Genomic DNA, 23,208 nt, shown 5'->3' with positions numbered 1-23,208 from the left:
TGAAACTGATTATAGCCGGTTGCTACTAACGCTAGAAGCGAACCAGCCCTAGACTTCAACTCGGCAAACAGTTTATACACTTAACCTTCAAAGGAAACATCATGACTATCGGTATCATTGGCTCGGGCGCCCTCGGCTCCAACTTCGCTCGCATTCTGGCCAAACAAGGCATCGCGGCCACCATCTCCAATAGCCGCGGGCCGGCATCGCTGGCCGACCTGGTGAAGGAACTGGGACCGTCCATCAAGGCGGGTACGGTGGAGGAGGCGGCAAGCGCGGACATCGTGCTGGTGGCGGTGCGCTGGGTCGACGCGGAAAAAGTGCTGGGCAGCCTGCCGGCGTGGAATGGCCGCATCGTCATCGACGGCACCAACCCGGTGGAGTTCTTCGATCCGGCGACGTCGCCGGACGCGAACGACACCAGCAATCCGCTGGCGGCCTACGGGATCAAGGCGGTCGATTTGGGCGGCAAGCACTCCAGCCAGGTCATCCGGCAACTGGTTCCCGGCGCGCGCGTGGTCAAGGCCTTCAACCACAACGACGTCAATGTGCTGAAGGAGCCTGAAACGGCGGGCGGCAAGCGTGTATTGTTCTACTCGGGCGACGACGCGGCGGCCAAGGCTGAAGTGCGCGCCATCATGGAAGGCGCGGGCTTCTTCCCGGTCGACCTGGGCGCGCTGGATGTGGGCGGTCCGCTGGCATCGCTGCCTTTCGGCCCGCTGTCGACGCACAACCTCGTGCGCGTCTGACCAGTTATTCCATCTCGCTGATCATGGCGACAATCTCGTCGCCGTAGGAAGCGAGCTTCTTCTCGCCGACGCCGGAGATGCCGCGCAGGTCGGACAGCGTGGTGGGGCGCGCCTTGGCGATCTCGCGCAGCGTGGCGTCGTTGAAGATGATGTAGGCCGCCACGTCGTGCGCGCGCGCGGTCTCCACCCGCCACCAGCGCAGCTTGTCGAAGATGGCCTGCTCGCGCGGCGACAGGTCGCTCTCCACATAGCCCTTGGAGGCGCGGCTTGGGCTCTTCTGCTTGACCGGCTTCTGGTACTGGCGCAGCTGCACCTTCTGCCCGCCCTTGAGCACCGGCCGCGCGGCGTCGGTCAGCTTGAGTGAGCTGTATTGTTCATGGTCCACCGTCACCAGCCCGAGCGCGATCACCTGGCGCAGGATGGCGCGCCATTCCTGCTCGCTGCGGTCGGCGCCGATGCCGAACACCGACAGGGAATCGTGGTGCCAGGTCTTGATGCGCTCCGTCTCCACGCCGCGCAGCACTTCGATCACGTGGCCGGCCGCGAAGCGCTGGTCGACGCGGTACACCGCCGACAGCAGCTTCTGCACCGGCACCGTGCCGTCGAAGGACACCGGCGGAATCAGGCAGGTATCGCAATTGCCGCAAGGGCCGGACTGCTCGCCGAAGTAGTCCAGCAGGCGCACGCGCCGGCAACTCAGCGTCTCGCACAGGCCGAGCATCGCATCGAGCTTGTTGCCCAGCACGCGCTTGAAGGTCTCGTCGGCCTCCGACTCGTCGATCATCCGTCGCTGCAGCACCACGTCCTGCAGGCCGTAGGCCATCCAGGCGCTGGACGGCTCGCCGTCGCGGCCCGCGCGGCCGGTCTCCTGGTAGTAGCCCTCGATGCTCTTGGGGAGGTCCAGGTGGCAGACGAAGCGCACATTGGGTTTGTCGATGCCCATGCCGAAGGCGATGGTGGCGCACATGACGATGTTCTCTTCGCGCAGGAACTTGGCCTGGTTGGCCGCGCGCTTGGCGTGGTCCATGCCGGCGTGGTAGGCCATGGCGCGCACGCCGTTCTCGTTCAGGAACTCGGCGGTCTCCTCGACCTTCTTGCGCGACAGGCAGTAGACGATGCCGCAGTCGCCGCCATGCTCGGTGGTGATGAAGTCCAGCAGCTGCTTGCGGCCGTTGGCTTTCTCGACGATCTGGTAGCGGATGTTGGGACGGTCGAACGAGGACACGAACTGCATCGCGTCGCCCAGCTGCAGGCGGTGGATGATTTCGGCGCGGGTCTGCGGATCGGCGGTCGCGGTGAGCGCGATGCGCGGCACGTTGGGGAACTGCTCGTGCAGCACCGACAGCTTGATGTACTCGGGCCGGAAGTCGTGGCCCCATTGCGATACGCAGTGCGCCTCGTCGATGGCGAACAGCGCGATCTTCGACGCCTGGAACAGGTTCAGGCAGCGCTCCGTCATCAGGCGCTCGGGCGCGACGTAGACCAGGTCGATCTCGCCCATGCGCACCTGGCGCTCGATGCGCGAAGCCTCTTCGTAGGTCTGGGTGGAGTTGAGGAAGGCGGCGCGCACGCCCACCTCGGCCAGCGCGTCCACCTGGTCCTGCATCAGCGCGATCAGCGGCGAGACCACCACGCCCACGCCGTCGCGTACCAGCGCGGGGATCTGGTAGCACAGCGACTTGCCGCCGCCGGTGGGCATCAGGACCAGCGCGTCGCCGCCACCGCTGACATGGCCGACAATCTCCGCCTGCTGGCCGCGGAAGGCCGGGTAGCCGAACACGGTTTGCAGCAGATGAAGGGCGCGCTCGTTATTTTCCTGATGATCCATTTCTACTACTCGTTTCTACTGCAAAGATGTTAGTCGGCCCAGACGATCATACCGGTGTAGCCGGTGACCAGCACCATCAGGCCGAAGGCGATGCGATACCACGCGAACGCGGTGAAGGTGTGCGAGCTGATATAGCGCAGCAGCCAGCGCACGCACAGGAAGGCCGAGACGAAGGCCGCCACGGTGCCGATCGAGAACAGCGGCAGGTCGGAGGCCGACAGCAGCGCGCGTTCCTTGTACAGCGAATACACGGTGGCGCCCAGCAGCGTGGGGATCGCCAGGAAGAACGAGAACTCGGTCGCCACCTTGCGCGACAGGCCGAAGATCATGCTGCCCATGATGGTGGCGCCGGAACGGCTGGTGCCGGGGATCAGCGCGAACGCCTGGGCGATGCCGATCTTGATGGCGTCCGCCGGCGTGATGTCGTCCACCGAATTGATGCGGGCCATGGCCGGATTGGCCTTCTCGCGTTTTTCCACCCACAGGATCACCAGGCCGCCGATGATGAAGGCCAGCGCCACCGGCACCGGCGCGAACAGCTTGGCCTTGATGGCCTTGTTGAACAGCACGCCCAGCACGGCGGCCGGCAGGAAGGCGATCAGCACGTTGATGGCGAAGCGCCGCTGTTTCGGGTCGCCCAGGCCGGTCAGCACGGCGGCGATGCGCGCGCGGTACTCCCAGCAGACGGCGAAGATGGCGCCTGCCTGGATGACGATCTCGAACACTTTCATCTTTTCTTCCATGCCGTGGAAGCCCAGCAGGTGTTCGGCCAGAATCAGATGGCCGGTCGACGAAATCGGCAGGAATTCCGTGAAACCTTCAACCAGGCCCATGATCAGGGCTTTGAGAGCGAGAACGATATCCATGAAGTAAGTAGTTAGTTGGTGGGAAAAGAGGGCGCTGTCATAGCGCCGGGGTCGAAGCTTACCATGTTCGCCGGCTCCGATTCTGAATCTCACTCAAGCGTAATGCGGTTTTCGGCGCCCCAACGAAAAAACGCCCCGGAGCGGGGCGTCAAAGGAAGACAATGCGGGAAGACCGTGCGGGCAGCTTACCAGCTGGCCTTGAGCGTGTACTTGCCGCTGGTGGCGCCGGTGCCGCCGCCGTAGTAGATGACCTTGGCGTACAGCGTGCCGGCGGTGCCGTAGCTGACGCTGTCGGCGGCGCCGGTGCCGTTGACGCTGGACGCGACCTTGGTGCCGGCGCTGTTGTACAGCTCCAGGTCGTAGTCCGAGCTGGCGTTCGGGGTCAGCGTCACGGCCAGCGTTTTGCCGGTCGGCAGCACGATCTTGTAGTAGTCGACGTCGCTCGAGGCGCTCATCGTGCCGTTGACCGTGGTGCCGGCGGTGGTGATGGCCTGCGCGGTGGCGGTGGTGTTGTTGCTCTCGACCTCGCTGATGGTCGGGCCGCTGACCACCGACGACAGGATGTTCTGCGCCTCGAACTTGGCCTGGAAGGTGTTGGCGTAGGTCAGGTCGGACGGGAACAGGGTCTTGGCCGCGTTGACGATGGCGGTGGCCATGGCCGGCATCTTGATGTTGCTGCCCAGGCCGAAGTGCGCCTCCAGGATGATCTGGTCGATGTTGGCGCGCGGCTTGCCGGCCGCGATCAGCGCCACCATAGCCTGGTACAGCGGCGCCGACCACAATTCATCCGACTGGAAGCTGACGCCGCCCTCGGTCACCGACTGGTGCGCGCCGTAGGTCTTGCTGGCGTTGTACTTGGCGTCGGTGCGGTTGAGCATGCGGCCGTCCCAGCAGGCGCCGTGGCCGTCCCAGCTGAAGGCCCACTCGGGGTGGTAGATCTTGCCGTTCGGCGTGCTGTAGGAGTAGGACGCGGCCCAGTAGTCGCCGAAGCCTTCGCCCATGGCGCCGGTGTCGCCGCCGCTCCAGCTGCTGTCGATGTTGGCCTGGATGCCGTGGCCGTACTCGTGCAGGATCACGTCGGCGTCCTCGCTGTCGTTGACGCAGCCGTGGCCGAAGGCCAGGTAGTCCGAGCCGGCCGCGCCGCCGCTGTAGTGCGAGTTGTCGTCGCCGTTGACGCCGTTGGTGTCGACGTCCAGCGGACGGTTGATGATGGACTTGGTGCCGGTGAAGCCCAGCGACTGGATGTAGCGCTGGCTCTGGTCCAGGTGGAAGTAGACGTTGGTGTCGTCGAAGGCGTCGTTGCCGCGCTTGGCCGTCCACACGCCGTTGTTGGTGGTGCTGGGCGCGGTGTTCGGCGACTCGATGTCCTTGAGGTTGACGAACGGGCCGCTCAGTTTGTAGACGCCGCTGGTCACCGTCAGGTCGCGCAGGGTCTTGGTCGAGTAGGCGGCGTCGAAGGCGGAGGCGGGCGAGGTGTCGGTCAGCGCGTCGGTGTTGAGGACGGTGCGCGGATCAGGATCGAAGGCGTAGCCGGAGCCGTTGATGCCGGACGGCGTGGCGGTGGCCACGGCGCCGCTTTGCAGGGCTTGGCGGCCATGCGCGGTCTGGCTGTCGTTGAGCGCCTTGGTGGCGGCGCGGCGGTCCAGCACCGGGCCGGCCAGTTCGGCGCGGGCGTCCAGCGAGCGCTTGCCGCGGCGCGGCAGCGAGGTGGAATAGGAACCGATCACCGTGCCGTCATGCGCGTTCAGGAATTGCACGAAGCCGCCGGTCGGCATCTGCGCCTCGATGCGCACCTTGCGCGCCAGCTGCACGCCGTCCTTGGTTGGCACCCACACCAGTTCGGACGACGGCGCGGCCACCAGCGGATGCTGCACCTTCATATTCGTCCAGGCCTTGTCCAATGCCTGGTCCTCGCTGATCTGGGCCTGGTTGTACAGCTGATTGACGGCGCTGGCGTCCACTTTGTCGGAGATGTGGCGGGTTTCGTTGAAGATCTTCTGCAGCTGGCCGTTCTTGCCGATGGAGACGATGATCTCGGCCCGGTCCACGGGCAGGCCGCGCAGCATCTGCTGGTAGTGGTAGTGCTTGCCGGTGAGCGATTCCTGCACCTTCACCAGACCCAGGTTGTTCAGCGAGGCGGGCAGGCCGTAGCGGCTGGCGTTCTGGCGCAGCACCTCGTCGGCCGAGGTGGCGGCGGTGCCGGAGAACAGCGTGAGGTTGTCAACGGAATAGCTGTCGGCGTGCGCGGAACCCGCGTAGGCCAGCACGATCAGGGATGCAAGTAGAGGACGGGCAAATGGGCGCATGCTGCGTGGACTCCTGTAGAGATCGGGTTGATGGGGCTGCCAGACGAGTATAGCCACGGCTTTTTGCCGTTTGTAAAATCAGGTCTTTTTAGACATTTTGTGGAGTTCTGTTAAAAATGAGACATGGCGGCGCGGGGCGCGCGGCGCTAAGATGGATCCCAAATATCCAACGAAAGGGAGCGTATGGCCAGGCTGTTTATCCCGCTGTTGACGGTTGCGCTGGCGGCGCTGGGGTCTGGGTGCGCGATGGCGCAGGTGCCGGGGCCGATCGAGGATGCGGAGCCGGAAGTGACGCGGCAGGTGGCCGCCGCCGTCGCGGCCATGGCGGCCGATCCCGCGGCGGCGGAGGCGCCGCTGCTGCGCGCCTGTCCGGCGAAGGCAGCGCCGCCGCTGGAGCTGCTGCAACGCACGGTCGACGGCGAGGAGCGCAGCTATTTGTACCGCGCGCGTTGCGGCAAGGCGCTGCTGGTGACGGCCACAATTGGAAAAAACCGCGCCATCAAGCACTTGGCGATGAAGGCGGAGTGACGTGGCTTATTTGTACATCGGCCCGGCGGTGACGAACGGGCCGCCCTGGTAGATGGTTGGCGCATCGTCCGGCGCGGGGTAGGCTGCGCTGTCCGGGAAGTTGGCGGCGAACTCGCTGGAGCTGTGCTTGGGCACGTAGCCCAGGTGCGCTGCGTGCTTGTTGTCCCACCATTTGGTCGCGTTGTTCGAGGTGCCGAAGGTGATCGTGTGGCCCACGCGCGGCGTGAACAGCGCGCAGCGTATCAGTTCCACCAGGTCGTCGTAGGCCAGGTAGGTGACCATCATGCGGCTGTTCTTCGGCTCGGGGAAGGAGGAGCCGATGCGCAGGCACACGGTCTCGGTGCCGAAGCGGTCGTAGTAGTAGCGCGACAGCGCCTCGCCGAAGGCCTTCGACACGCCATAGAAGCCGTCGGGCCGCAGTGGCATGCTGGTGTCGACCAGCTGCGTGGTTTCGTAGAAGCCCACCACGTGGCTGGAGCTGGCGTAGATCACGCGCTTGACGCCGCACTTGTGCACCGCCTCGTACAGGTGGTGCAGGCCGAGGATGTTGGCGTTCATGATCGGCTCGAACTTGTCCTCGACCGAGATGCCGCCGAAGTGCAGCACCGCGTCCACGCCGTCCATCATCGCCAGCACGGCGTCGCGGTCGCCCAGGTCGCCGATGACGATTTCCTCGCCCTCGCGCGCCGGACCGAGATCCTTGACGTCGTTCAGGCGCACCACGTCGGCCCACGCCTTGGCGCGCTCGCGCAGGATGGTGCCCAGGCCGCCGCCGGCGCCGGTGAGGAGTATACGTTTGAATGGCTTTGCGCTGGAGGTCTCGGTCATTTTTTTCAGAAATGTAGTTAAACGTTTAACCTGAAGTATAGCGGATATATTGGCGGGGTCAATCGCTTTCCTCGCAGGGGAAGGCTTCCTACGACGAACGCTGAATTTTTCAGCAGGAAGGCACAATGACCATGAAGAAGACCACGTTGGCCCTGGCCGCGGCGCTGCTGCCGTTGCTGGCCGGCGCGCAGGATGCGCAGATCGAAAGCAAAGTCGCCGCGCTGATGCGGCAGATGACGGTGGCCGAGAAGGTCGACCAGCTGCACCAGATATCCGGCGGCCTGCACACCGGCCCGGCCAGCGGCGAGGACGCCCGCACGCAGGCCGATATCCGCGCCGGCAAAGTCGGCTCGATGCTCAACGTGAAAGGCGTGGCCGACACGCGCGCGATGCAGGCGTTGGCGCTGCAATCGCGCCTGCATATTCCGCTGCTGTTCGGGCAGGACGTGATCCACGGCTACCACACCGTGTTCCCGGTGCCGCTGGGCGAGTCGGCGTCGTGGGACATGGAGGCGATCGAACAGTCGGCCCGCATCGCCGCGCGCGAGGCTTCCGCCGCCGGCATCCATTGGACCTTCGCGCCGATGGTCGACATCGCGCGCGATCCGCGCTGGGGCCGCGTGATGGAGGGCGCGGGCGAGGATGCCTTCCTCGGCTCGGCCATCGCGCGCGCGCGGGTGCACGGCTTCCAGGGCAAGCGGCTGGGCGCCACCGATGCCGTGATGGCCACCGCCAAGCACTTCGCCGCCTATGGCGCGGCGCTGGCGGGCCGCGACTACAACGCGGTCGACATGAGCCAGCAGCAGCTGTTCGAGGTCTACCTGCCGCCATTCAAGGCCGCGCTGGACGCGGGCGCGGCGACGTTCATGAACTCCTTCAATACGCTCAACGGCGTGCCGGCCACCGGCAACAGCTTCCTGCAGCGCGATGTGCTCAAGGGCCGCTGGAACTTCAAGGGCTTCGTGGTCAGCGACTGGGGCTCGGTGCGCGAGATGGTGCCGCATGGTTACGCCAGCGACCTGGCCGACGCCTCGGTCAAAGCCATCAACGCCGGCAGCGACATGGACATGGAGAGCTATGCCCACCTCAATCACCTTGAGCAGTCGATCAAATCCGGCAAGGTGAAAATGAAGACGCTGGACGACGCGGTGCGCCGCATCCTGTACAAGAAGTTCGAGCTTGGCCTGTTCGACGATCCCTACCGCTTCGCCGACGCCGCGCGCGAGAAGGCCGTGCTGGCCGATCCTTCGCACCGCGCCGCCGCGCTGGACGTGGCGCAGAAATCGCTGGTGCTGCTGAAGAACGAGGGCGGCACGCTGCCGCTGTCGCGCGATGCGAAGCGCATCGCCGTCATCGGTCCGCTGGCCGACGCGCGGCGCGACCTGGAAGGCGGCTGGGTGGTGGGGGAGGAACGTGCACGCGTGGTCAGCATCCTCGAAGGCATCCGAGGCCACGCCGGCAAGGCGGAGGTCAGCTACGCGCAGGCCTGCGGCGCGGGCTGCGCCAACAGCGGTGGCTTTGCCGACGCCGTCGCCACGGCGGCCAAGGCGGACGTGGTGGTGCTGGCCGTCGGCGAAACCTGGGACATGAGCGGCGAGGCCAAGTCCCGCACCGACATCACCCTGCCCGGCCATCAGGAGCAGTTGTTCGCCGCGCTGAAGGCCACCGGCAAGCCGGTCGTGGTGGTGATGCTGGCCGGCCGTCCGCTGGTGTTCAACACCATCGCCGACCAGGCGGACGCCATCGTCTACGCCTGGTTCCCCGGCAGCGAGGGCGGCAACGCGGTCGCCAATGTGCTGTTCGGCGATTACAACCCGTCCGGCAAACTGCCGATCACCTTCCCGCGCAGCGTCGGCCAGATTCCGCTGTCGTACGCGCAGCCCAGCACCGGCCGGCCGGTCACCGACGAGAAGGACGTGGTGTACAAATCGGGCTATATCGATTCGGTCAACAGCCCGCGTTACGCCTTCGGGCATGGCCTGAGCTACACATCGTTCAAATATTCGGGCCTGACGGTCAGCAGCGCGGAGATGTCGCCGTCGCAGCAGGTCACGCTGTCGTTCGACCTGGCCAACACCGGCAAGGCCGAGGGCACCGAGATCGTGCAGCTGTACCTGCGCGACATGGTGGCCTCGGTGGCGCGGCCGGTGAAGGAGCTGAAGGGCTTCCAGAAAATCCATCTGCGGCCGGGTGAGCAGCGCCGCGTGAGCTTCACCATCGACCGCGAGCTGCTGTCGTTCTTCAACAGCCAATTGGTGTGGGGCGCCGAGGCGGGCGACTTCAAGCTGATGGTCGGCAGCGCCTCCGACGATATCCGCCTGGAGGGCGCGCTCAAGCTGCTGCCCGCGCGATAGCCGGGGCGCGCCGCGTCAATCCAGCGAGCGGCGCATCTCGTCGATTTCGTCCTTCAGCCAGGCGCGCAGGCGGGCGATCTTGGCCGTGCCCTCCTTGCTGCGGTTGACCACCAACCGGTAGCCGCGCGGGTAGGGCGCGCAGCGGCAGGCGAGCATCTTCAGCGCGCCGGTGCGGATGTCTTCATACGCGATGGCGTAGGACACGAGGCTGATGCCCTGTCCCGCCAGCGCCGCCTGCGTCAGCACGGCGAAGTTGCTGTAGCTGCGGGAGAAATCGTATTTCCCCTTGAGGATATGGTTCTCGCGCAGCAGCTGTATCCAGTCCTCGGTGCTGTGTTCATGCAGCAGCGGGAAGCGCTGCAGGTCGGCCAAGGTCAGCGCCTCCTGGCCGGGCGCCAGCAACGACGGGCTGTAGACCGCCACCAGCCGTTCGCGGAACATCAGGTCCGGATCGCCGTCCTCGATGGGATGGAAGCGCAGCGCGGCATCGGTGCTGCCGTCCTCCATGTCGGCCAGGTGGTCGCTGGAATCGATGCGGATGTCGAGCTCCGGATACAGCGTGGTGAAGCGGTGGATGCGCGGCACCAGCCACTTGATCGCCAGCGAATGGGTGGTGGAGATGCGCAGGATTTTTTCCTCGTCGCCGTCCTGCAGCGCCGTCACCTTGGCGCGCAGCTCGCCCAGCATGCGCGCCACCGTCACCGCCAGTTCCTGTCCCTTGTCGGTCAGCGCGATGTGGCGCGGGTGGCGCGTGAACAGTTCGAAGCCGACCGCCGCCTCCAGCTGCTTGACCTGCAGGCTGATCGCCGCCGGCGTCTTGTGCAGCTCCTGCGCGGCCAGCTTGAAGCTGCCCCAGCGGGCGGCGCAATCGAAGTCGATCAGGCCGGAGAGTGAGCGCAGCGGTTTGGTCATAGGCTAAGTTTTCCTTATGCATGGTTCGAAAATTACTCGTTTGATCACGAGTGCATGCGGGAGGAAAATATACCTCATGCGCTGATAAAACTCCATGCACAAGAATTTATCGACATCGGCGCACCATTCAACGAGGAGGTTGCCATGTTCCAGACCCACACCGTCACCCCGCCATGCATCTGCAAACCGGCCGCGCCACGCCCGGCGCCGGTGCCGACGTCAAAATACTCGGCGGAGTTGATGCGCATGTTCGCGCAGCTGGTCATGTTGCGCTGATCCGGCCCGGCGCGGCGGGCGCGCAACAGCCATCGACGATGGCAGCAGCTTTGTACAAGTTGCGCGGCATTGCGCAATTGCGCGGCGGGCGACAGCGTGACAATCGGTGCTCCACTACAAAAACCAAGGGGACACCATGAATCACCTACGCATCACGGCGGCGCTGGCAGCGCTGCTGGCCACGGGCGCCGCCAGCGCCGACAATATCTCGCTGCGCCTGTCTTATGCCGATGGCCGCAACGGCGCCGTGTTCAGCGCGCGCCACGCGGAAATCGGCAACTTCGCCCTGACGCCCGACGTGCGCAATCAGGCGGCCGGCGCGCAGTGGCGCGTGGTCGCGCGCGATGCGCAGGGCGCCATCCTGCACGAGGTCACGGTGGCGGGCAGCCAGCAGCGCCACGTCGAAGTCTTCAACCAGCGCACCGGCGCCATCGACATCGCCGAAACCGTGCGCCAGCCATCGGGCTCGTTCGAGGTCTCGATGCCGTTCGACAGCGCCACCGCCAGCATCGAGGTGCTGCCGGTGCAGGGCGCCAGCGCCAAGGGCATGAGCGCGGCCGTCGCCGCCGCGCCGCTGGCCAGGTTCGACCGCGCCGCACTGGCCAAGCTGGCCGGCACATCGCGCACCGCGCGCGCCGCCGCGCTGACGCCGGCGGCCAACGCCACCACCATCCTCAGCACCGGCCCGGCCGCCGCGCGCATGGACTACGTGTTCGTCGGCGACGGCTACACGGCGGCGGAAATGGACAAGTGGCATACCGACGCGCAGAAGGTCATCGACGGCTTCCTGGCCGATCCGCTGTTCGCCGCCAACCGCGCCAACATGAACGTGCGGCGCGTGGACGTGGCCAGTAACCAGTCCGGCGTGGATGAACCGGACAATGGCATCTACCGCGACACCGCGATGGACGCCTCCTTCAACTGCTACAACATCGACCGCCTGCTGTGCGTGGACAACGACAAGGTGCAGGACATCGTCGGCTCGGTGCTGGCGCCGGACGAGCGCGACGTGATCATCGTGGTCGCCAACTCCACCCGCTACGGCGGCTCCGGCGGGCAGGTCGCCACGCTGTCGATGGCGACGCAATCGATCGAGATCGCGCTGCACGAGATCGGCCACACCGCGTTCGGCCTGGCCGACGAATACGACTACGGCACCTGCAGCCTGAATGGCGAGCCGGCCGAGCCGGACGTGACGATGAACGGCACGCGCAGCGTCAAGTGGCGCGGCCTGATCTCGGCCAGCACGCCGGTGCCGACCAGCGCGGGCGCGTACCCGAACGGCACGGTGGGCGTGTTCCAGGGCGCGCAGTACTGCGCCAGCGGCAAATACCGTCCGACCGAGAACTCGCGCATGCGGATGCTGGGCTATCCGTGGCACGCGGTGAACGAAGGGGCGGCGACCAAGGTGTTCGCGCAGTACACCGGCGGCGGAGGCATCACGCAGACCGGCGTGCTGGCCAGCGGCGGCGTCGCCTACGCGCCGAGCGCGGCGCCCGGGTGGGTGCAGGCGGCGGCCGGCGCCTTCACGCTGAACCTGAGCGGCAAGGTGGGCACCGACTTCCGGGTTTCGCTGTACCAGTGGGGCGCCAACGGCTGGGCGCAGGTGGCCGCCAGCCAGGGCACGTCACCGAACAAGACGCTGACCTACAACGCCCCGGCCGGCTACTACTACGCGATGGTCAGCGCGGTGACCGGCAGCGGCGCCTACTCGCTGACCTATAGCTATACCAAGCCGTAGCGGGGGCGGTGGAAGGCCGCCCTAAGGGGCGGTCTATGGCAATGACTTTGTGCGCGCGCGGCAGGGATGATTATCCCATTGCGAAAGGTTGATTCCTTCCAGCTCTCGAACTCGGAAGTAGCCGCGAATGCATTCCTCATTGCGGACACAGATTTGCATATGATTTTTATCGGTGACACCCGCTTCATCATAAAGGTCGTTGCCTTCCCAAAGGGCACCAATAACCGTGTCATAGGCTGGCAGGTTCGCATCCTTGCGCATTTGATGCAGATATTCCAGCACCGCGCAATCCAAGGCTCGGACAAGGTACGCGCCACTTTTGTCCTTGAACTTGTTGGTGGGCAGTTGCTTTCCTTCTGCGTCGGCTAGCGACTTGAGCATTTGATGGGCTGTGCGCATTTCCATCAGTCCTGCATGGTCGAGCAAGTTCAAGCAATTACCTAGCTCAATCACTGCGCCCACGACATAGGGGTAGCGTATTCTTCCGTGAGAAATTTTCTTACGAACTTTGGCAGCGCGTGCAAATTCCAAGCCTCGTTCAGGACTGGCCTCCCAGAAGTACACCCCATGTCCCAACCAATCGTAGTCGTTTTTGCTCGGCTTCAAATGGTTCGTGTGGGAAGCTAGCACAGCTTCGCCGATGCGCCTGTCGCAGCCATGAAAACCATAAATGACGCCGGGACGTCCGTACATTTGTCAGGTGGCGCGCTTTGGAACAATGACTTTGTCGTACGGCTTCGCAACGGCAAGGCTACCGTCGACGGTGCGCACGAACACTCCTGCGCCAACCAACGTTGCTTCACGTAAGGCCTTATCCTTTAATACTCGCTCATGGTGAGCTCGCAGAATTTCCATTTCCCGCTCGTGCTTTGTTTGCTTGCCGCTGGCGGTTGGGGATGGTGGATAATTTTTAAACATGGTTGTTTGCTCGGTGAGTCAGACAAACAGGCGAAGAAGACGCGTCTACGATAAGGTATATCGGATTTGATCAAGTTTAGCACACCTGGCGTTGACATCGCGTGCTCAGGCAGGCGTTGTCGCGCGCTCCAGGTCGGCCAGCCACAGCATGGCGGACTCGCGGTCGGCGCCGCACATTTCGGCCGACGGCTGCAGGCCGCCGCAGAAGGCCGGGCGCTCGGGGCGGCCGAAGATCTTGCAGCGGTTGTCGTCGGCCAGCTGGATGCAGCGCACGCCGGCTGGTTTGCCGTCGGGCATGCCGGGGATGGGGCTGGTGATCGAGGGCGCCGTGCAGCAGGCGCCGCAGTTGGGACGGCAGTCCAGTGCGGGCGGTGTGGTTTTCATAGGGACGTAATTTTACGCCCCTTTTTCCGCCGCCATCCATTTCGCGATCGATGCCGCCACCCACGGGCCATCGTCCAGCGGCAGGTCGTGGCCGGCGTCGGGGTGCACCATCAGCGGCGCATCCCATGCCTGCGCCAGCCGCAGCGAGCAGCCGTGGTCCACCAGCTGGTCGCCGGCGCCGGCCAGGACCAGCAGCGGCACCGCCGGCCGCGCGGCCGGCGCGCGGAAGCGGGCGGCGGACCACAGCTGCCGCAGCGCGTTGGCGCGCGTGACCGGATACTCGCGCTGATACGACAGCCAGCGTTGCAGCAGTTCCTCGCGTGCGGCGGCGTCGCCGCCACGGCTGGTCAGGCGCAGGATCAGGCGCTCCTGCCGCTCCACGCCGCCGCGCAGCATCAGGTTGACGATGGCCGGATAATTCCGCCAGCGCAGCCGCTGGTGGAAGCGGCTGTACGGCCGCATGCTGGTGTTGATCAGCACGCAACGCTCCACTTCACCGGGATAGCGGCTGCACCACTCCACCGCCGCCATGCCGCCCAAGGACAGTGCCAGCAGCGAGTAGGGCGGCTTCACACCGCGCGCCTGCAGGTCGCGCCGGCAGAACTCCACCATCTGCGCCACCCGCGTGGCGCTGCGCAGCGCGTGGCGTTCGCCGTTGCCGGGCAGGTCGGGCGTGACGATGGCGGCCTCCGGCAGCGCGAGCGCGGCCGCCAGCTGGCCGGGGAAGGCGCCCCAGTGCCGCTGTTCGCGCATCAGGCCGCGCAGCAGGACCCAGCGGCTCACGCGTCGTACCACTGCGCCAGCGCGCGCCGGTGCTGGACCTTGCGCGCCATCCCCTCCGGCATCCAGCGCCCGTGGCTGTTGGCCGCGCGCATCAGGAAGTCGAACCAGATCAGGTGGCGCCGCAGCACCCGCTGCAGCCGGTGCCGGGCGGTCGGGTTGAAGATGGCGATGCGGTCGAAGATCTGGCGCGGATTCTTCTTCACCCACAGCCACGAGCCCATCTCCAGCGTCAGCGGCAGGAACACGCGCTCGCTGTAGCTGGTGCCGTTCAGGTACAGGTAGTCCCACAGGTCGCCGTGCGTGCGGTACTGGCGGCTCTGCGGCTCGAACACGTAGTTGTGGTTGGGGTAGCTCTGGCTGAACAGCTGTTCCAGCGCGCCGATGTCGGCCAGGTGCGGAATCGGCGCGGTGGTGTGCGCGTGCGGGAACCAGATGCGGTCGCGCAGGCCGAAGCCGGAGTGGCAGTCAAGCGCCATGCTGAACTGGCGCGACAGCAGCTCGCGCTCGACCAGCTCGCACACGGCCTGGCTTTCCGCCTCCATCGGCGCGCCGGCCTTGCCGCGATACCAGGGCAGGTGGTGGCTGTAGCGCTGCCCGCCCAGCATGAACGGCACCTTGTCGACCGCGCTCAGCGGCGCGTTGCGCATCAGGTCCACGCCCTGCGGATTGCAGCGCGTGGCCTGCCACATGCCGCCCGGGTTCACCAGCGGCATGAACACCAGCCGCATCGATTCGAGCTGCTGGTGCAGGGTGCTGTCCCAGCGCAGCCGCGCCAGCAGGCTTTCCATGAACGACAGGATGACCTGGGTGCCGATGCGCTCCAGTCCGTGGATGCCGCCGAAGAAGCCCAGCGCCGGCACGTCCGGGCTGGGATTGCCGAGCGCGATGCTGTAGACCGGGAACTGGCGGCCGTCCATCGCCACCGTGCAGGAGGTGCCGACCTCCAGATGCCGCCCGCCTTCGTCGATCAGGCGTTTCAGGGTGATCAGCTCGGGCAGGTTCTTCTCGGGCATGGAGGCGGACGCGGATGGGTGTGACCGATAGTGTAGCCCACTCCCACACGCTTGGCGACGAGTTAAAAGTTGTTTTGTATTTAATGTTATGCTCTTGGGAACATCTTGGCATCAGATCAAATCCGGAGACTTACGCATGACAGCAAGTGCAGCACTTCGTAACACCGTCGCCGGCGCCGTGCTGGCGCTGGCCAGCGCCGCGGCGATCGCCGCAGGCGGCGTCTCCAACTTCACGCCTTCCGAGCAAATCTCGGTCGGCACCATGTCCATCCTGGCCGCGCCCGTGGTCAGCGTGACCGCGTCGGCGCAGGGCGATTCCGGTCCGGCCGCCGGCTCGATGGCGGTGGTGATCGGCGGCGCCTACGTCGTCAGCGGCGTCGGCCAGAGCGTGGCGAACGGCGTCGAGGTCGTCCTGACCTCGGTCAGCTCGGCGGCCAAGCTGTCGGTCAAGCTGGCCGGCAAGACGGTCGACGCGATCGGCCTGTCGGTCGGCACCACGGTGCAGGTGGTGTCCGAAACAACCGGCACCCTGCTGATCGCCTCGGGCAAGGTGGTGGCCTTTATTCCCAACGCACTGGGCGAAGCGCTGTTGTCGCAAAAGCGCCTGCCGCCGCAATGAGCGCGCGCGCCTTGCTGGGCGCGGCCGGTGTGATCGCCATGCTGGCCGCCGCGCCTGCGCATGCCGGGCGCTCGTGCGAAGAACATCCGGTGACGCAGACCGCGCTGACCGAGGCGCTGGCCACCGGCCAGTCGCTGCAGGCCGCGCTCGACGCCACCGGCAGCGACGTGGCGATGATCGCGCGCCAGGGCCAGGACTTGTCCAAGTACGGCTTGAAGTACAGCCACGCCGGCCTGGCCTTCCGCGGCGCGCCGGGGCAGCCGTGGCGCGTGTACGAACTGCTCAACGAATGCGGCACCGCCGATTCCGCGCTGTGGGTCGACGGCCTGGCCAACTTCTTCCTGGAGAATCCGTTCACGCTGGACGCGCTGGTGATCGTGCCGCCGCCGAAGATCGCCGCCAAGCTGGGCGAGATCCTGCGCGACCCGGCCACGCTGCACGGCTTCCACGGCAGCCATTACAGCATGGTGGCTTATCCGTTCTCGACCAAGTACCAGAACTCCAACCAGTGGGTGCTGGAGGTGATGGCGTCGGCCGAGGCCACGGACTTTCGCATCCGCACGCGCGAACAGGCGCAGTCGTGGCTGAAGATGGCGGGCTACACGCCGACCGAGATGCACATCGGCCCGTTGACGCGGCTGGGCGGGCGCGTGTTCAAGGCCAACATCGCCTTCGACGACCATCCGAACGCGCTGCGCTTCTCCGACCGCATCAACGCGGTGACGGTCGATTCGATGCTGGCCTTCCTGCGCGGGCGCGAGGACGGCTGGCGCGTGCAGGAGCTCAAGGGCCGCCGCTGACGCCATACAGCTCGCGGCACACCAGCGCGACCTGCTCGCGCAGCCAGCGCTGCGCCGGATGCGCGTCGTTGCGGCGGTGCCAGTGCAGCACGAAGGGCACCGGCTCCAGGTCCAGCTCCGGCGGCAGCGGCAGCACCGCCAGCGCGCGGGCCATGCCGCTGGCGCGCACCACGCCTTCCATCATGGTCGCCAGCAGGTCGCCGCCGGCGACGATGGCCGGCGCCGCGTACATCTGCGGCAGCGTCACGGCCACCTGGCGCCGGCGCTGCAACTGCGCCAGCCGGACATCGACGTGGCCGACGCCGTCGCCCTCGGGCGACACCAGCAGGTGCTGGCAACTCAGGAAGCGTTTCAGCGTCAGCTTCTTGCCGGCCAGCGGATGGCCTTTGCGCGCCACGCACACGAAGCGTTCCTCGAACAGCGGCAGCGTGGGGATGCGCGGCGTGCTGCCGCCCGGCACACCGACCGCCGCATCGGCCTCGCCGGCGTCGAGCAGCGCCAGCGCGTCCTCGCGCGCGCTGAAGGACTTGATGCGCAGCGTGACGCCGGGCGCCTTGTGCGCCAGCCGCGCCAGCAACGCCGGCAGCATGACGACGGCCGGATGGTCGGACAGGGCCAGCGTGAAGCGCACGGCCGCGCGCGACGGCTCGAAGGCCTGCGTGAACTCCAGCGTGCGCTGGATGCTGGCCAGCGCCTCGCCCAGCGGCGCCGCCAGTTCCAGCGCGCGCGGCGTGGGCTGCAGGCCGCTGGCGCTGCGCACGAACAGGTCGTCCTTGAGCAGCAGGCGCAGTCGCGCCAGCGCCGCGCTCATGGCGGGCTGGGTGCGGCCGATGCGCACGCCGGCGCGCGTGACGTTGCGCTCGCAGATCAGCGCGTCGAAGGCCACCAGCAGGTTGAGGTCTATTCCATGTAAATCCATGCGGTGGATGATACCGCATATCCATTATCGATTGGACTTGCGTGGGGGCGGATTGCTACAGTGGCCGGGTCATTCACCGATACAGAAAGCCCACCATGACCATGCAGGAAAACGGCCTCACCACGGCCCAGCAGCAAGCCATCGAAACGCTGTACCGCGCCTTCAACGAGCGCAATCCCGACCTGCTCGACCAGGCGCTGGTGCAGGACTGGCAGGACACGCCGCTCGGCCCCGGCCAGCAACCCGGCCTGGCCGGCATGAAGCCGGTGGTCGCGATGTTCGGCGCCGCCTTCCCGGACGTGCACATCGCCATCCTCGACATCTTCGGCCGCGACGGCCGCGCCGCCGTGCGCGCACTGATCACCGGCACCCACCGCGGCGAGTTTTTCGGCATCGCCCCTACCAATCAGCCTATTGCAATTGCGATCCATGAGTTTCATTATCTGGGGGCGGACCGCATTACGCACACCTGGCACCTGGAAGACTGGTTCGGCATGTTGAACCAGATCGGCGCCTGACCCCCTGTTCAATAACTTTTTTAGGGAATTTTATGACCACTATCGCGATCGTGTACTTCAGCGGCTACGGCCACACCGTCAAACAGGCAGAAGCCGTGCAGGCCGGCGCCGCCGGCGTCTCCGGCGCGGAGGCGACGCTGTACCGCATCGACCAGAACGGCGACCTGACCGAGGATGCGATGGCCGCCATCGCCAAGGCCGATGCCGTCATCTACGGCAGCCCGACCTACATGGGCGGCCCGGCGTGGCAGTTCAAGAAGTTCGCCGACAAGTCGTCGGCCGCGTGGTTTGGCCAGAACTGGAAGAACAAGGTCGCCGCCGGCTTCACCAATTCAGCGTCGACCAACGGCGACAAGTTCTCCACCATCCAGTATTTCTGGACGCTGGCCATGCAGCACGGCCAGGTCTGGACCGGCACCGGCCTGCTGCCGTCGAACAAGAAGGAACACGGCCCGGCCGACGTCAACTGGACCGCCGGCTTTGGCGGCGCGCTGGCGATTTCGCCGTCGGACGCCTCGCCCGAGGAAGCGCCGCGCAGCGGCGACCTGGAGACCGCCCGCCTGCTGGGCAAGCGCGTGGCCGAACTGGCGGCGCGGCTGGCTTGATGGTGTAACCCGGCCGCGCGGGCGATGGCCGCCCGCGCGGCTTTTTTATTGCTTGTAGATGCCGGCGCCGACCAGGTAGTCGTCCACCTTTTCAACGTAGCTCGATTTTTCTTCGATGCCCTTGGTGACCGGGTTGGGCCACTTGTAGTCGAACCATCCCTGGTTCTTGGTCTTGGCGGTCTGGATCAGGCCCTTGATGATGTAGGTGCCTTCGGCGTCGCGCATGTCGATCAGGTTCTTGCCGACCATCTTGGAGGCGTTGCCGTTGCCGATGGCCAGGCTGACGCCGTTCAGATCGTAGACGAAGATGTACAGGTTGCGGTCGACGAACTGGCCTTTGGAGTTGTTGAACTCGGCAAACGCCTTCTCCTTGCCGTTGGCCTTGATATAGGCCACGGCCTTCTTGACCAGCGCGACGCAGTCTTCCGCGTTGGCGCGGTCGTTCGCGGCGTAGGCGCTGGTGGCCAGCAGCGCGGTCATCGCCAGCAGCAAAATTTTAGAAATAAACTGTTTCATTGTGGTCTCCGTTGTGGGTTTCTTCCAGGAACCATACTATGAATTACGATCTGAAAAACCCTTGATCTGGATCAAAAACAGCCTCATCAGAACCATTTCTTTTGCAGCGCTGCAAACGTGCCATTGGCCTTGATGGCCTCCAGTCCCTTGCGAAAACGCTCGACCAGCACATCGTCGGTCTGGGGTCCGAACGCCATGTAGCTGCCGCCGCTGCCCAGCTCGGTCAACTGCAGCGCCCGCACCAGCGTCCTGGACAGCTCGCCGCCCTCGCGCCGTACGATGTCCTCGGCCACCATGTCGCTCATCGCCCACAGGTCGACGCGTCCCAGCTTGAGTTTTTCGTAGTTGGTTTTGGGCTGGGCGTTGCCATGCAGCTGGCGGCCCTTGACGAAGCCCTTCGACTCCAGGTACTGCTCGCGCGCGTCGCCGTTGATGGTGGCGATCTTGTAGTTCAGGGCGTCGCCCAGTTTGTCGAGCTTGATGTGGCGTTCGCGCAGGGCGAACAGATAGGAGCTGTCGGGCGGGGACACCACGCCGACCCATTTGAACAGGTGTTCGCGCTCGGGCGTGCGCATGATCGAGAAGATCAGCACGTTTTCCTTGTGCAGAGCGGTCGCATAGGCGCGCGCCCAGGGCATGATCTGGATGTCGGCCCGCACGTCGATTTCCTTGAGCACGGCCTCGACCACCTCGGTGCTGAAGCCGGTGACCTTGCCGTTCTCCCAAAAATTGACGGGGCGGTTTTCCTCGGTGACGCAGGTGACCGTGGCGGTTGCGTGAGCGGTGGCCGACGCCAAGATCAACCCCACCCAGAGCAGCAAGCGAAGCATCTTCATTCCCTGGTAATCCTCTGGACTGGCGCCAAGAACTTGTACGCCTGGCGGCCATTATACGCACCCCGTCCGTCCCGCGGCTATCGCGGCCCGATAAATGCCTTGCCCATGGATTCCAGCGCGAACTTCAGCGACACGTCGCCGCGCGCGAGGCTGGCGGACAGGCGCCGCATGGCCGGATCGGCGTCCATTTGCGGTTCGACCCAGTCCAGCTGGTCGAACGTGATGTGGCGTTCCAGGCCGGCGGCGGGATCCAGGATGGCGCGCAAGGTGTGCGCGGACAAGCCATCGAATCCCAGCACCAGCGCGGGGCGGCCCGCGAGGCGCGTGATGAACAGGATGGGCGCGACGTCGGTGCGCGCCAGGAACGGCGCGGCCAGGTGCAGCCAGAACGCCGCCACCGGATGGCGGTGCAGCGGGTCTTGCGGCAGCGGCAGCACCAGGCTTTTCTCCAGCCGTCCGGAAGCGCAGGCCAGCAGCGGCCGCAGCAGCAGGCCCAGCGCCAGCATCACCCTGCGCGCGCCGCCGGTGAAGCCCGCTGGCGCCAGCAGCGCGTCGAGCGCGTCCAGCGTTTGCTGTTCCAGGAAATCCTCGAACGCGGCGTCGTAGGCGGCCGCGCGCAGGTCGAGCGCGATCGCTTGCGCGGCGGCCGCTTGCAACGACGCGGCCGGATCGGCGGCATCGTGGACGGTGGCGGCCAGCGCTTCCAGCCGGCGCCACAGGCGGGTGAGCACGAGCGGCGAGTTCGGCAGGAACGTGTCCGGCGCGGCCAGTTCCATCACGCCGGCCATCAGGAAGGGATAGCGGCGCCCGGACTGGTCGCGGCTGGCGACCAGGTGCCCGCCGATCGCCTGGCGGTCGCCCGGGCGGACCAACACGAAATGCAGCGGCGCCACGGCGTCATAGGCCGGCTGCCAGCGCGCGTTCGCGGCCATCAGGTCCATTGCCTGCGACAGCCAGTCGTCCAGTTCCCGCATTTGGGCCGGATTCGCGCTGCCCCGGACGAAGTCGCCGCGGCCGGGCAGCTTGCCGAACCAGCCGACCTGGACCGGCGTGAAGGCCGGGTTCATGGCCGCGCCATCGCTGCCCGCCGCCGCCGCGCGGAGGGATGATACGGTCGCATACGAGGCCGGCGAAAAGCGCAGCGCCATCGCCACCAGCACGAGGCAGCCGGCGGCCATCGCCAGCCACGCCAGGGTCAGGTCCGCCTGGCTGTCGCGCAGCTGGCCGGCGAGCAGGGGCATCAGGCTGGCGATCAGGTAGCCGCCGCCCTGCACGAACGCGGCCAGTTCGCCAGCTTCCAGCGGATCGTCGAGGTGGTCGACGGTCAGGATCAAGGTGAGCGGAAACAGCGAGCCGATGCCCAGGCCGAGCAGGCCGCAGGCCAGCCAGGCCAGCGGCGTGGGCGCCAGGACCAGGCACACAAGCCCGGCGATCAGCAGCGCGAGCACGATGAGCAGCGGCACGCGGCGGTCCGGGAAGCGGGCCGCGAACATCGACACCAGCAGCCCGGCCAGCACCTCGGTCATCGTCAGCGCGCCCAGCAGGTAGCCGGCGTCGGCCGGCGCCCAGCCGAGCGAGGTGTAGTACGCCGGCAGCCAGGCCAGCACGAGGGTGTAGGCGCCGGTGCCGATGCCGAAAAACACCAGCAGCTCCCAGGCCCGTGCGCGCCGCCACAACGACAGCGGCGGCGCCGCGCCGGCGGGCGCCTGGCCGCGCCGCTCGGGCTGGCGGGTGGCGGCGATCCACAGCGGCAGCGCGATCAGGGCCGGAACCGCCCACAGCCCCAGCGCGCCGCCCAGGCCCAGCCAATCCGCGCCCGGCGCCGACGACGCCGCGGCGATGGCGGCGCCGCCCATGATGCCGGTCGAGTACAGCCCCAGCATGGCGCCCGCGCCGCCGCCGTAGCGCCGCTTGATGAAGACCGGCAGCAGCACCTGGACCAGGGCCACGCCGACGCCCGCCAGCACGGCGGTCGCGATCAGCCCGGTGCTGGACGGCCAGGCCAGGCGCGCCAGGCAGGCCAATGCGATGCACGCCACGCCCAGCGTGGTGCCGCTCCGTTCGCCGAACCAGGCGCGCAGGCGGCGCCCGGACAGGGCGCACAGGCCAATCACCGCCACCGGGATCGCGGTGAGCAGGCTCGCCTGCGTGGAGCTCAGGCCGGTCGCGGCCTCGATCTGGTCCAGCAAGGGGCCCACGCCCGCCATCACGGGACGCAGGTTCAGCGCCAGGCCGATGATGGCGAGGGTTGGCAGGAAGGTGGCGGGCAACGATCTGTTCATGCGGCATGTCTCTCGGTAAAAAGATTCTCGATATCGAGACAAGTATCTCACTGTCGAGATACCAGGTCAAGCGGGCACAAAGGCGTTACCATGTCGGCTGGAATGAAAGCGCGGATTGGGAGAGCGAATGCAGGATCGGATTGAACGCATGAAGGCGGAGTGGGCCAGGGAATACCCGGAGCTGGACAGCGCGGTGATGGCGACCGTTGGCGCGCTGCTGCAGGCGGGCCGTTTGCTGGAGAAGCACTGGCTCGGCCCCTTCGCCGCCCGCTACAGTCTGCAGAAAGGCGAGTTCGATGTCATCGCCACGCTGCGCCGCGCCGGCGCGCCCTACGAGCTGACGCCGACCGACCTGTACGAAGGCTTGCTGATGACGTCGAGCGCGATGACCAGCCGCCTCGACCGGCTTGAGGAGGCCGGCCTGATCGAGCGGCGCCCGGACCCGGCCGACCGGCGCGGCGTGCGCGTGCGGCTGACCGCCAGAGGGCTCGACCTGATCAACGAAATCGTGCCGCAACATGTGGCCAATGAACTGGCCGCGCTGTCCGGCCTCGACCAGCGGGAACGCAGCGAGCTCGACCGGCTGCTGGCCAAGCTCATCCAGGGGCTGGCGAAGGACTGAGCCGG

Annotated in this window: 24 protein-coding genes; 10 read left to right on the top strand and 14 right to left on the bottom strand. The window is 66.4% G+C overall.

Features of this window, described 5'->3' with window-relative positions; genetic code table 11:
* Positions 1–101 precede the first annotated feature (101 nt).
* Positions 102–749: an NADPH-dependent F420 reductase gene (locus ACUJB0_RS23310; protein ID WP_444847301.1), complete on the top strand. Its 648-nt coding sequence runs from the start codon at positions 102–104 to the stop codon at positions 747–749.
* Between the two features lie 4 nt (positions 750–753).
* Here ACUJB0_RS23310 and recQ read toward each other — a convergent pair whose 3' ends face one another.
* The 3 genes from recQ to ACUJB0_RS23295 form a co-directional block, all read right to left on the bottom strand.
* Complete coding sequence (gene recQ, locus ACUJB0_RS23305; RefSeq protein WP_444847300.1) at positions 754–2,577, bottom strand: DNA helicase RecQ; 1,824 nt, start codon at positions 2,575–2,577, stop codon at positions 754–756.
* A gap of 29 nt (positions 2,578–2,606) precedes the next feature.
* A complete protein-coding gene (locus tag ACUJB0_RS23300; RefSeq protein WP_444847299.1) occupies positions 2,607–3,443 on the bottom strand; it encodes an undecaprenyl-diphosphate phosphatase in 837 nt (278 codons plus the stop codon).
* 185 nt (positions 3,444–3,628) lie between these two features.
* Positions 3,629–5,749: a hypothetical protein gene (locus ACUJB0_RS23295; protein WP_444847298.1), complete on the bottom strand. Its 2,121-nt coding sequence runs from the start codon at positions 5,747–5,749 to the stop codon at positions 3,629–3,631.
* A 183-nt stretch (positions 5,750–5,932) separates the two neighbouring features.
* Here ACUJB0_RS23295 and ACUJB0_RS23290 point away from each other — a divergent pair, with 183 nt between their 5' ends.
* Entirely contained in the window at positions 5,933–6,277 is a 345-nt protein-coding gene (locus tag ACUJB0_RS23290) for a hypothetical protein (RefSeq protein WP_444847297.1), read from the top strand.
* 6 nt (positions 6,278–6,283) lie between these two features.
* Here ACUJB0_RS23290 and ACUJB0_RS23285 read toward each other — a convergent pair whose 3' ends face one another.
* On the bottom strand, positions 6,284–7,105 hold the full coding sequence (locus ACUJB0_RS23285) for an NAD-dependent epimerase/dehydratase family protein (protein ID WP_444847296.1): 822 nt from the start codon (positions 7,103–7,105) through the stop codon (positions 6,284–6,286).
* A gap of 125 nt (positions 7,106–7,230) precedes the next feature.
* On the opposite strand from ACUJB0_RS23285, the gene ACUJB0_RS23280 reads away from it, so the two are divergent.
* Positions 7,231–9,459, top strand: a complete 2,229-nt coding sequence (locus ACUJB0_RS23280; RefSeq protein ID WP_444847295.1) for a glycoside hydrolase family 3 N-terminal domain-containing protein — start codon at positions 7,231–7,233, stop codon at positions 9,457–9,459.
* Between the two features lie 15 nt (positions 9,460–9,474).
* Here the strand turns inward: ACUJB0_RS23280 and ACUJB0_RS23275 are convergent, their stop codons facing one another.
* Entirely contained in the window at positions 9,475–10,371 is an 897-nt protein-coding gene (locus ACUJB0_RS23275) for a LysR substrate-binding domain-containing protein (RefSeq protein ID WP_444847294.1), read from the bottom strand.
* A 144-nt stretch (positions 10,372–10,515) separates the two neighbouring features.
* On the opposite strand from ACUJB0_RS23275, the gene ACUJB0_RS23270 reads away from it, so the two are divergent.
* Both ACUJB0_RS23270 and ACUJB0_RS23265 read left to right on the top strand, forming a co-directional pair.
* Positions 10,516–10,647 (top strand): hypothetical protein, encoded by a 132-nt coding sequence (locus ACUJB0_RS23270; RefSeq protein WP_444847293.1) that lies wholly within the window; start codon positions 10,516–10,518, stop codon positions 10,645–10,647.
* Between the two features lie 136 nt (positions 10,648–10,783).
* On the top strand, positions 10,784–12,388 hold the full coding sequence (locus ACUJB0_RS23265; protein ID WP_444847292.1) for a M64 family metallopeptidase: 1,605 nt from the start codon (positions 10,784–10,786) through the stop codon (positions 12,386–12,388).
* A gap of 33 nt (positions 12,389–12,421) precedes the next feature.
* On the opposite strand, the gene ACUJB0_RS23260 is transcribed toward ACUJB0_RS23265, so the two are convergent.
* The 5 genes from ACUJB0_RS23260 to ACUJB0_RS23240 all read right to left on the bottom strand — a co-directional run bounded on the left by ACUJB0_RS23260 (position 12,422) and on the right by ACUJB0_RS23240 (position 15,486).
* Positions 12,422–13,081: a hypothetical protein gene (locus ACUJB0_RS23260; RefSeq protein ID WP_444847291.1), complete on the bottom strand. Its 660-nt coding sequence runs from the start codon at positions 13,079–13,081 to the stop codon at positions 12,422–12,424.
* A gap of 3 nt (positions 13,082–13,084) precedes the next feature.
* Positions 13,085–13,306 (bottom strand): hypothetical protein, encoded by a 222-nt coding sequence (locus tag ACUJB0_RS23255; protein WP_444847290.1) that lies wholly within the window; start codon positions 13,304–13,306, stop codon positions 13,085–13,087.
* A gap of 105 nt (positions 13,307–13,411) precedes the next feature.
* Entirely contained in the window at positions 13,412–13,690 is a 279-nt protein-coding gene (locus ACUJB0_RS23250) for a YkgJ family cysteine cluster protein (RefSeq protein ID WP_444847289.1), read from the bottom strand.
* A 12-nt stretch (positions 13,691–13,702) separates the two neighbouring features.
* Positions 13,703–14,473, bottom strand: a complete 771-nt coding sequence (locus tag ACUJB0_RS23245; protein ID WP_444847288.1) for an alpha/beta fold hydrolase — start codon at positions 14,471–14,473, stop codon at positions 13,703–13,705.
* Complete coding sequence (locus ACUJB0_RS23240; RefSeq protein ID WP_444847287.1) at positions 14,470–15,486, bottom strand: M14 family zinc carboxypeptidase; 1,017 nt, start codon at positions 15,484–15,486, stop codon at positions 14,470–14,472. The genes ACUJB0_RS23245 and ACUJB0_RS23240 overlap by 4 nt, the downstream gene beginning before the upstream one ends.
* Positions 15,487–15,622: 136 nt before the next feature.
* On the opposite strand from ACUJB0_RS23240, the gene ACUJB0_RS23235 reads away from it, so the two are divergent.
* Together ACUJB0_RS23235 and ACUJB0_RS23230 are read left to right on the top strand one after the other, a co-directional pair.
* Entirely contained in the window at positions 15,623–16,105 is a 483-nt protein-coding gene (locus ACUJB0_RS23235) for a hypothetical protein (RefSeq protein WP_444847286.1), read from the top strand.
* Entirely contained in the window at positions 16,102–16,905 is an 804-nt protein-coding gene (locus tag ACUJB0_RS23230; protein WP_444847285.1) for a DUF2145 domain-containing protein, read from the top strand. Before ACUJB0_RS23235 ends, ACUJB0_RS23230 begins: the two co-directional genes overlap by 4 nt.
* Here the strand turns inward: ACUJB0_RS23230 and ACUJB0_RS23225 are convergent.
* Positions 16,889–17,824 carry a LysR family transcriptional regulator gene (locus ACUJB0_RS23225; RefSeq protein ID WP_444847284.1) on the bottom strand — a complete coding sequence of 312 codons (936 nt, stop codon included), beginning with the start codon at positions 17,822–17,824 and terminating at the stop codon, positions 16,889–16,891. The two genes, ACUJB0_RS23230 and ACUJB0_RS23225, sit on opposite strands and share 17 nt — an antisense overlap.
* A 95-nt stretch (positions 17,825–17,919) precedes the next feature.
* On the opposite strand from ACUJB0_RS23225, the gene ACUJB0_RS23220 reads away from it, so the two are divergent.
* Both ACUJB0_RS23220 and ACUJB0_RS23215 read left to right on the top strand, forming a co-directional pair.
* On the top strand, positions 17,920–18,342 hold the full coding sequence (locus tag ACUJB0_RS23220) for an ester cyclase (RefSeq protein WP_444847283.1): 423 nt from the start codon (positions 17,920–17,922) through the stop codon (positions 18,340–18,342).
* A gap of 32 nt (positions 18,343–18,374) precedes the next feature.
* Positions 18,375–18,947: a flavodoxin family protein gene (locus ACUJB0_RS23215; RefSeq protein WP_444847282.1), complete on the top strand. Its 573-nt coding sequence runs from the start codon at positions 18,375–18,377 to the stop codon at positions 18,945–18,947.
* A 45-nt stretch (positions 18,948–18,992) separates the two neighbouring features.
* On the opposite strand, the gene ACUJB0_RS23210 is transcribed toward ACUJB0_RS23215, so the two are convergent.
* From ACUJB0_RS23210 to tagF, 3 genes are all read right to left on the bottom strand, one after another.
* Positions 18,993–19,463: a cache domain-containing protein gene (locus tag ACUJB0_RS23210; RefSeq protein WP_444847281.1), complete on the bottom strand. Its 471-nt coding sequence runs from the start codon at positions 19,461–19,463 to the stop codon at positions 18,993–18,995.
* A gap of 86 nt (positions 19,464–19,549) precedes the next feature.
* Positions 19,550–20,299, bottom strand: a complete 750-nt coding sequence (locus ACUJB0_RS23205) for a substrate-binding periplasmic protein (RefSeq protein ID WP_444847280.1) — start codon at positions 20,297–20,299, stop codon at positions 19,550–19,552.
* A 77-nt stretch (positions 20,300–20,376) separates the two neighbouring features.
* Positions 20,377–22,581 (bottom strand): type VI secretion system-associated protein TagF, encoded by a 2,205-nt coding sequence (gene tagF / locus ACUJB0_RS23200; protein ID WP_444847279.1) that lies wholly within the window; start codon positions 22,579–22,581, stop codon positions 20,377–20,379.
* Positions 22,582–22,708: 127 nt separating this feature from the next.
* Here tagF and ACUJB0_RS23195 point away from each other — a divergent pair, with 127 nt between their 5' ends.
* On the top strand, positions 22,709–23,203 hold the full coding sequence (locus ACUJB0_RS23195) for a MarR family winged helix-turn-helix transcriptional regulator (protein ID WP_444847278.1): 495 nt from the start codon (positions 22,709–22,711) through the stop codon (positions 23,201–23,203).
* Positions 23,204–23,208 lie beyond the last annotated feature (5 nt).

This window comes from Duganella caerulea (assembly GCF_040362985.1).
GTDB lineage: Bacteria > Pseudomonadota > Gammaproteobacteria > Burkholderiales > Burkholderiaceae_D > Rugamonas > Rugamonas vulcania.
Note: the sequence above shows the minus strand (reverse complement) of the source record. Positions and strands in the feature narration are given on the sequence as shown.

Bases quoted from the DNA above. Each gene is read 5' to 3' on its own strand.
- ACUJB0_RS23270 (WP_444847293.1), top strand. From the start codon at position 10,516: ATGTTCCAGACCCACACCGTCACCCCGCCATGCATCTGCAAACCGGCC.
- ACUJB0_RS23290 (WP_444847297.1), top strand. From the start codon at position 5,933: ATGGCCAGGCTGTTTATCCCGCTGTTGACGGTTGCGCTGGCGGCGCTG.
- ACUJB0_RS23280 (WP_444847295.1), top strand. From the start codon at position 7,231: ATGACCATGAAGAAGACCACGTTGGCCCTGGCCGCGGCGCTGCTGCCG.
- ACUJB0_RS23230 (WP_444847285.1), top strand. From the start codon at position 16,102: ATGAGCGCGCGCGCCTTGCTGGGCGCGGCCGGTGTGATCGCCATGCTG.
- ACUJB0_RS23195 (WP_444847278.1), top strand. From the start codon at position 22,709: ATGCAGGATCGGATTGAACGCATGAAGGCGGAGTGGGCCAGGGAATAC.
- ACUJB0_RS23285 (WP_444847296.1), bottom strand. From the start codon at position 7,105: ATGACCGAGACCTCCAGCGCAAAGCCATTCAAACGTATACTCCTCACC.
- ACUJB0_RS23265 (WP_444847292.1), top strand. From the start codon at position 10,784: ATGAATCACCTACGCATCACGGCGGCGCTGGCAGCGCTGCTGGCCACG.
- ACUJB0_RS23255 (WP_444847290.1), bottom strand. From the start codon at position 13,306: ATGTTTAAAAATTATCCACCATCCCCAACCGCCAGCGGCAAGCAAACA.
- ACUJB0_RS23295 (WP_444847298.1), bottom strand. From the start codon at position 5,749: ATGCGCCCATTTGCCCGTCCTCTACTTGCATCCCTGATCGTGCTGGCC.
- tagF (WP_444847279.1), bottom strand. From the start codon at position 22,581: ATGAACAGATCGTTGCCCGCCACCTTCCTGCCAACCCTCGCCATCATC.
- ACUJB0_RS23260 (WP_444847291.1), bottom strand. From the start codon at position 13,081: ATGTACGGACGTCCCGGCGTCATTTATGGTTTTCATGGCTGCGACAGG.
- ACUJB0_RS23225 (WP_444847284.1), bottom strand. From the start codon at position 17,824: ATGGATTTACATGGAATAGACCTCAACCTGCTGGTGGCCTTCGACGCG.
- ACUJB0_RS23240 (WP_444847287.1), bottom strand. From the start codon at position 15,486: ATGCCCGAGAAGAACCTGCCCGAGCTGATCACCCTGAAACGCCTGATC.
- ACUJB0_RS23220 (WP_444847283.1), top strand. From the start codon at position 17,920: ATGACCATGCAGGAAAACGGCCTCACCACGGCCCAGCAGCAAGCCATC.
- ACUJB0_RS23310 (WP_444847301.1), top strand. From the start codon at position 102: ATGACTATCGGTATCATTGGCTCGGGCGCCCTCGGCTCCAACTTCGCT.
- ACUJB0_RS23215 (WP_444847282.1), top strand. From the start codon at position 18,375: ATGACCACTATCGCGATCGTGTACTTCAGCGGCTACGGCCACACCGTC.
- ACUJB0_RS23205 (WP_444847280.1), bottom strand. From the start codon at position 20,299: ATGAAGATGCTTCGCTTGCTGCTCTGGGTGGGGTTGATCTTGGCGTCG.
- ACUJB0_RS23250 (WP_444847289.1), bottom strand. From the start codon at position 13,690: ATGAAAACCACACCGCCCGCACTGGACTGCCGTCCCAACTGCGGCGCC.
- ACUJB0_RS23275 (WP_444847294.1), bottom strand. From the start codon at position 10,371: ATGACCAAACCGCTGCGCTCACTCTCCGGCCTGATCGACTTCGATTGC.
- ACUJB0_RS23300 (WP_444847299.1), bottom strand. From the start codon at position 3,443: ATGGATATCGTTCTCGCTCTCAAAGCCCTGATCATGGGCCTGGTTGAA.
- recQ (WP_444847300.1), bottom strand. From the start codon at position 2,577: ATGGATCATCAGGAAAATAACGAGCGCGCCCTTCATCTGCTGCAAACC.
- ACUJB0_RS23210 (WP_444847281.1), bottom strand. From the start codon at position 19,463: ATGAAACAGTTTATTTCTAAAATTTTGCTGCTGGCGATGACCGCGCTG.
- ACUJB0_RS23235 (WP_444847286.1), top strand. From the start codon at position 15,623: ATGACAGCAAGTGCAGCACTTCGTAACACCGTCGCCGGCGCCGTGCTG.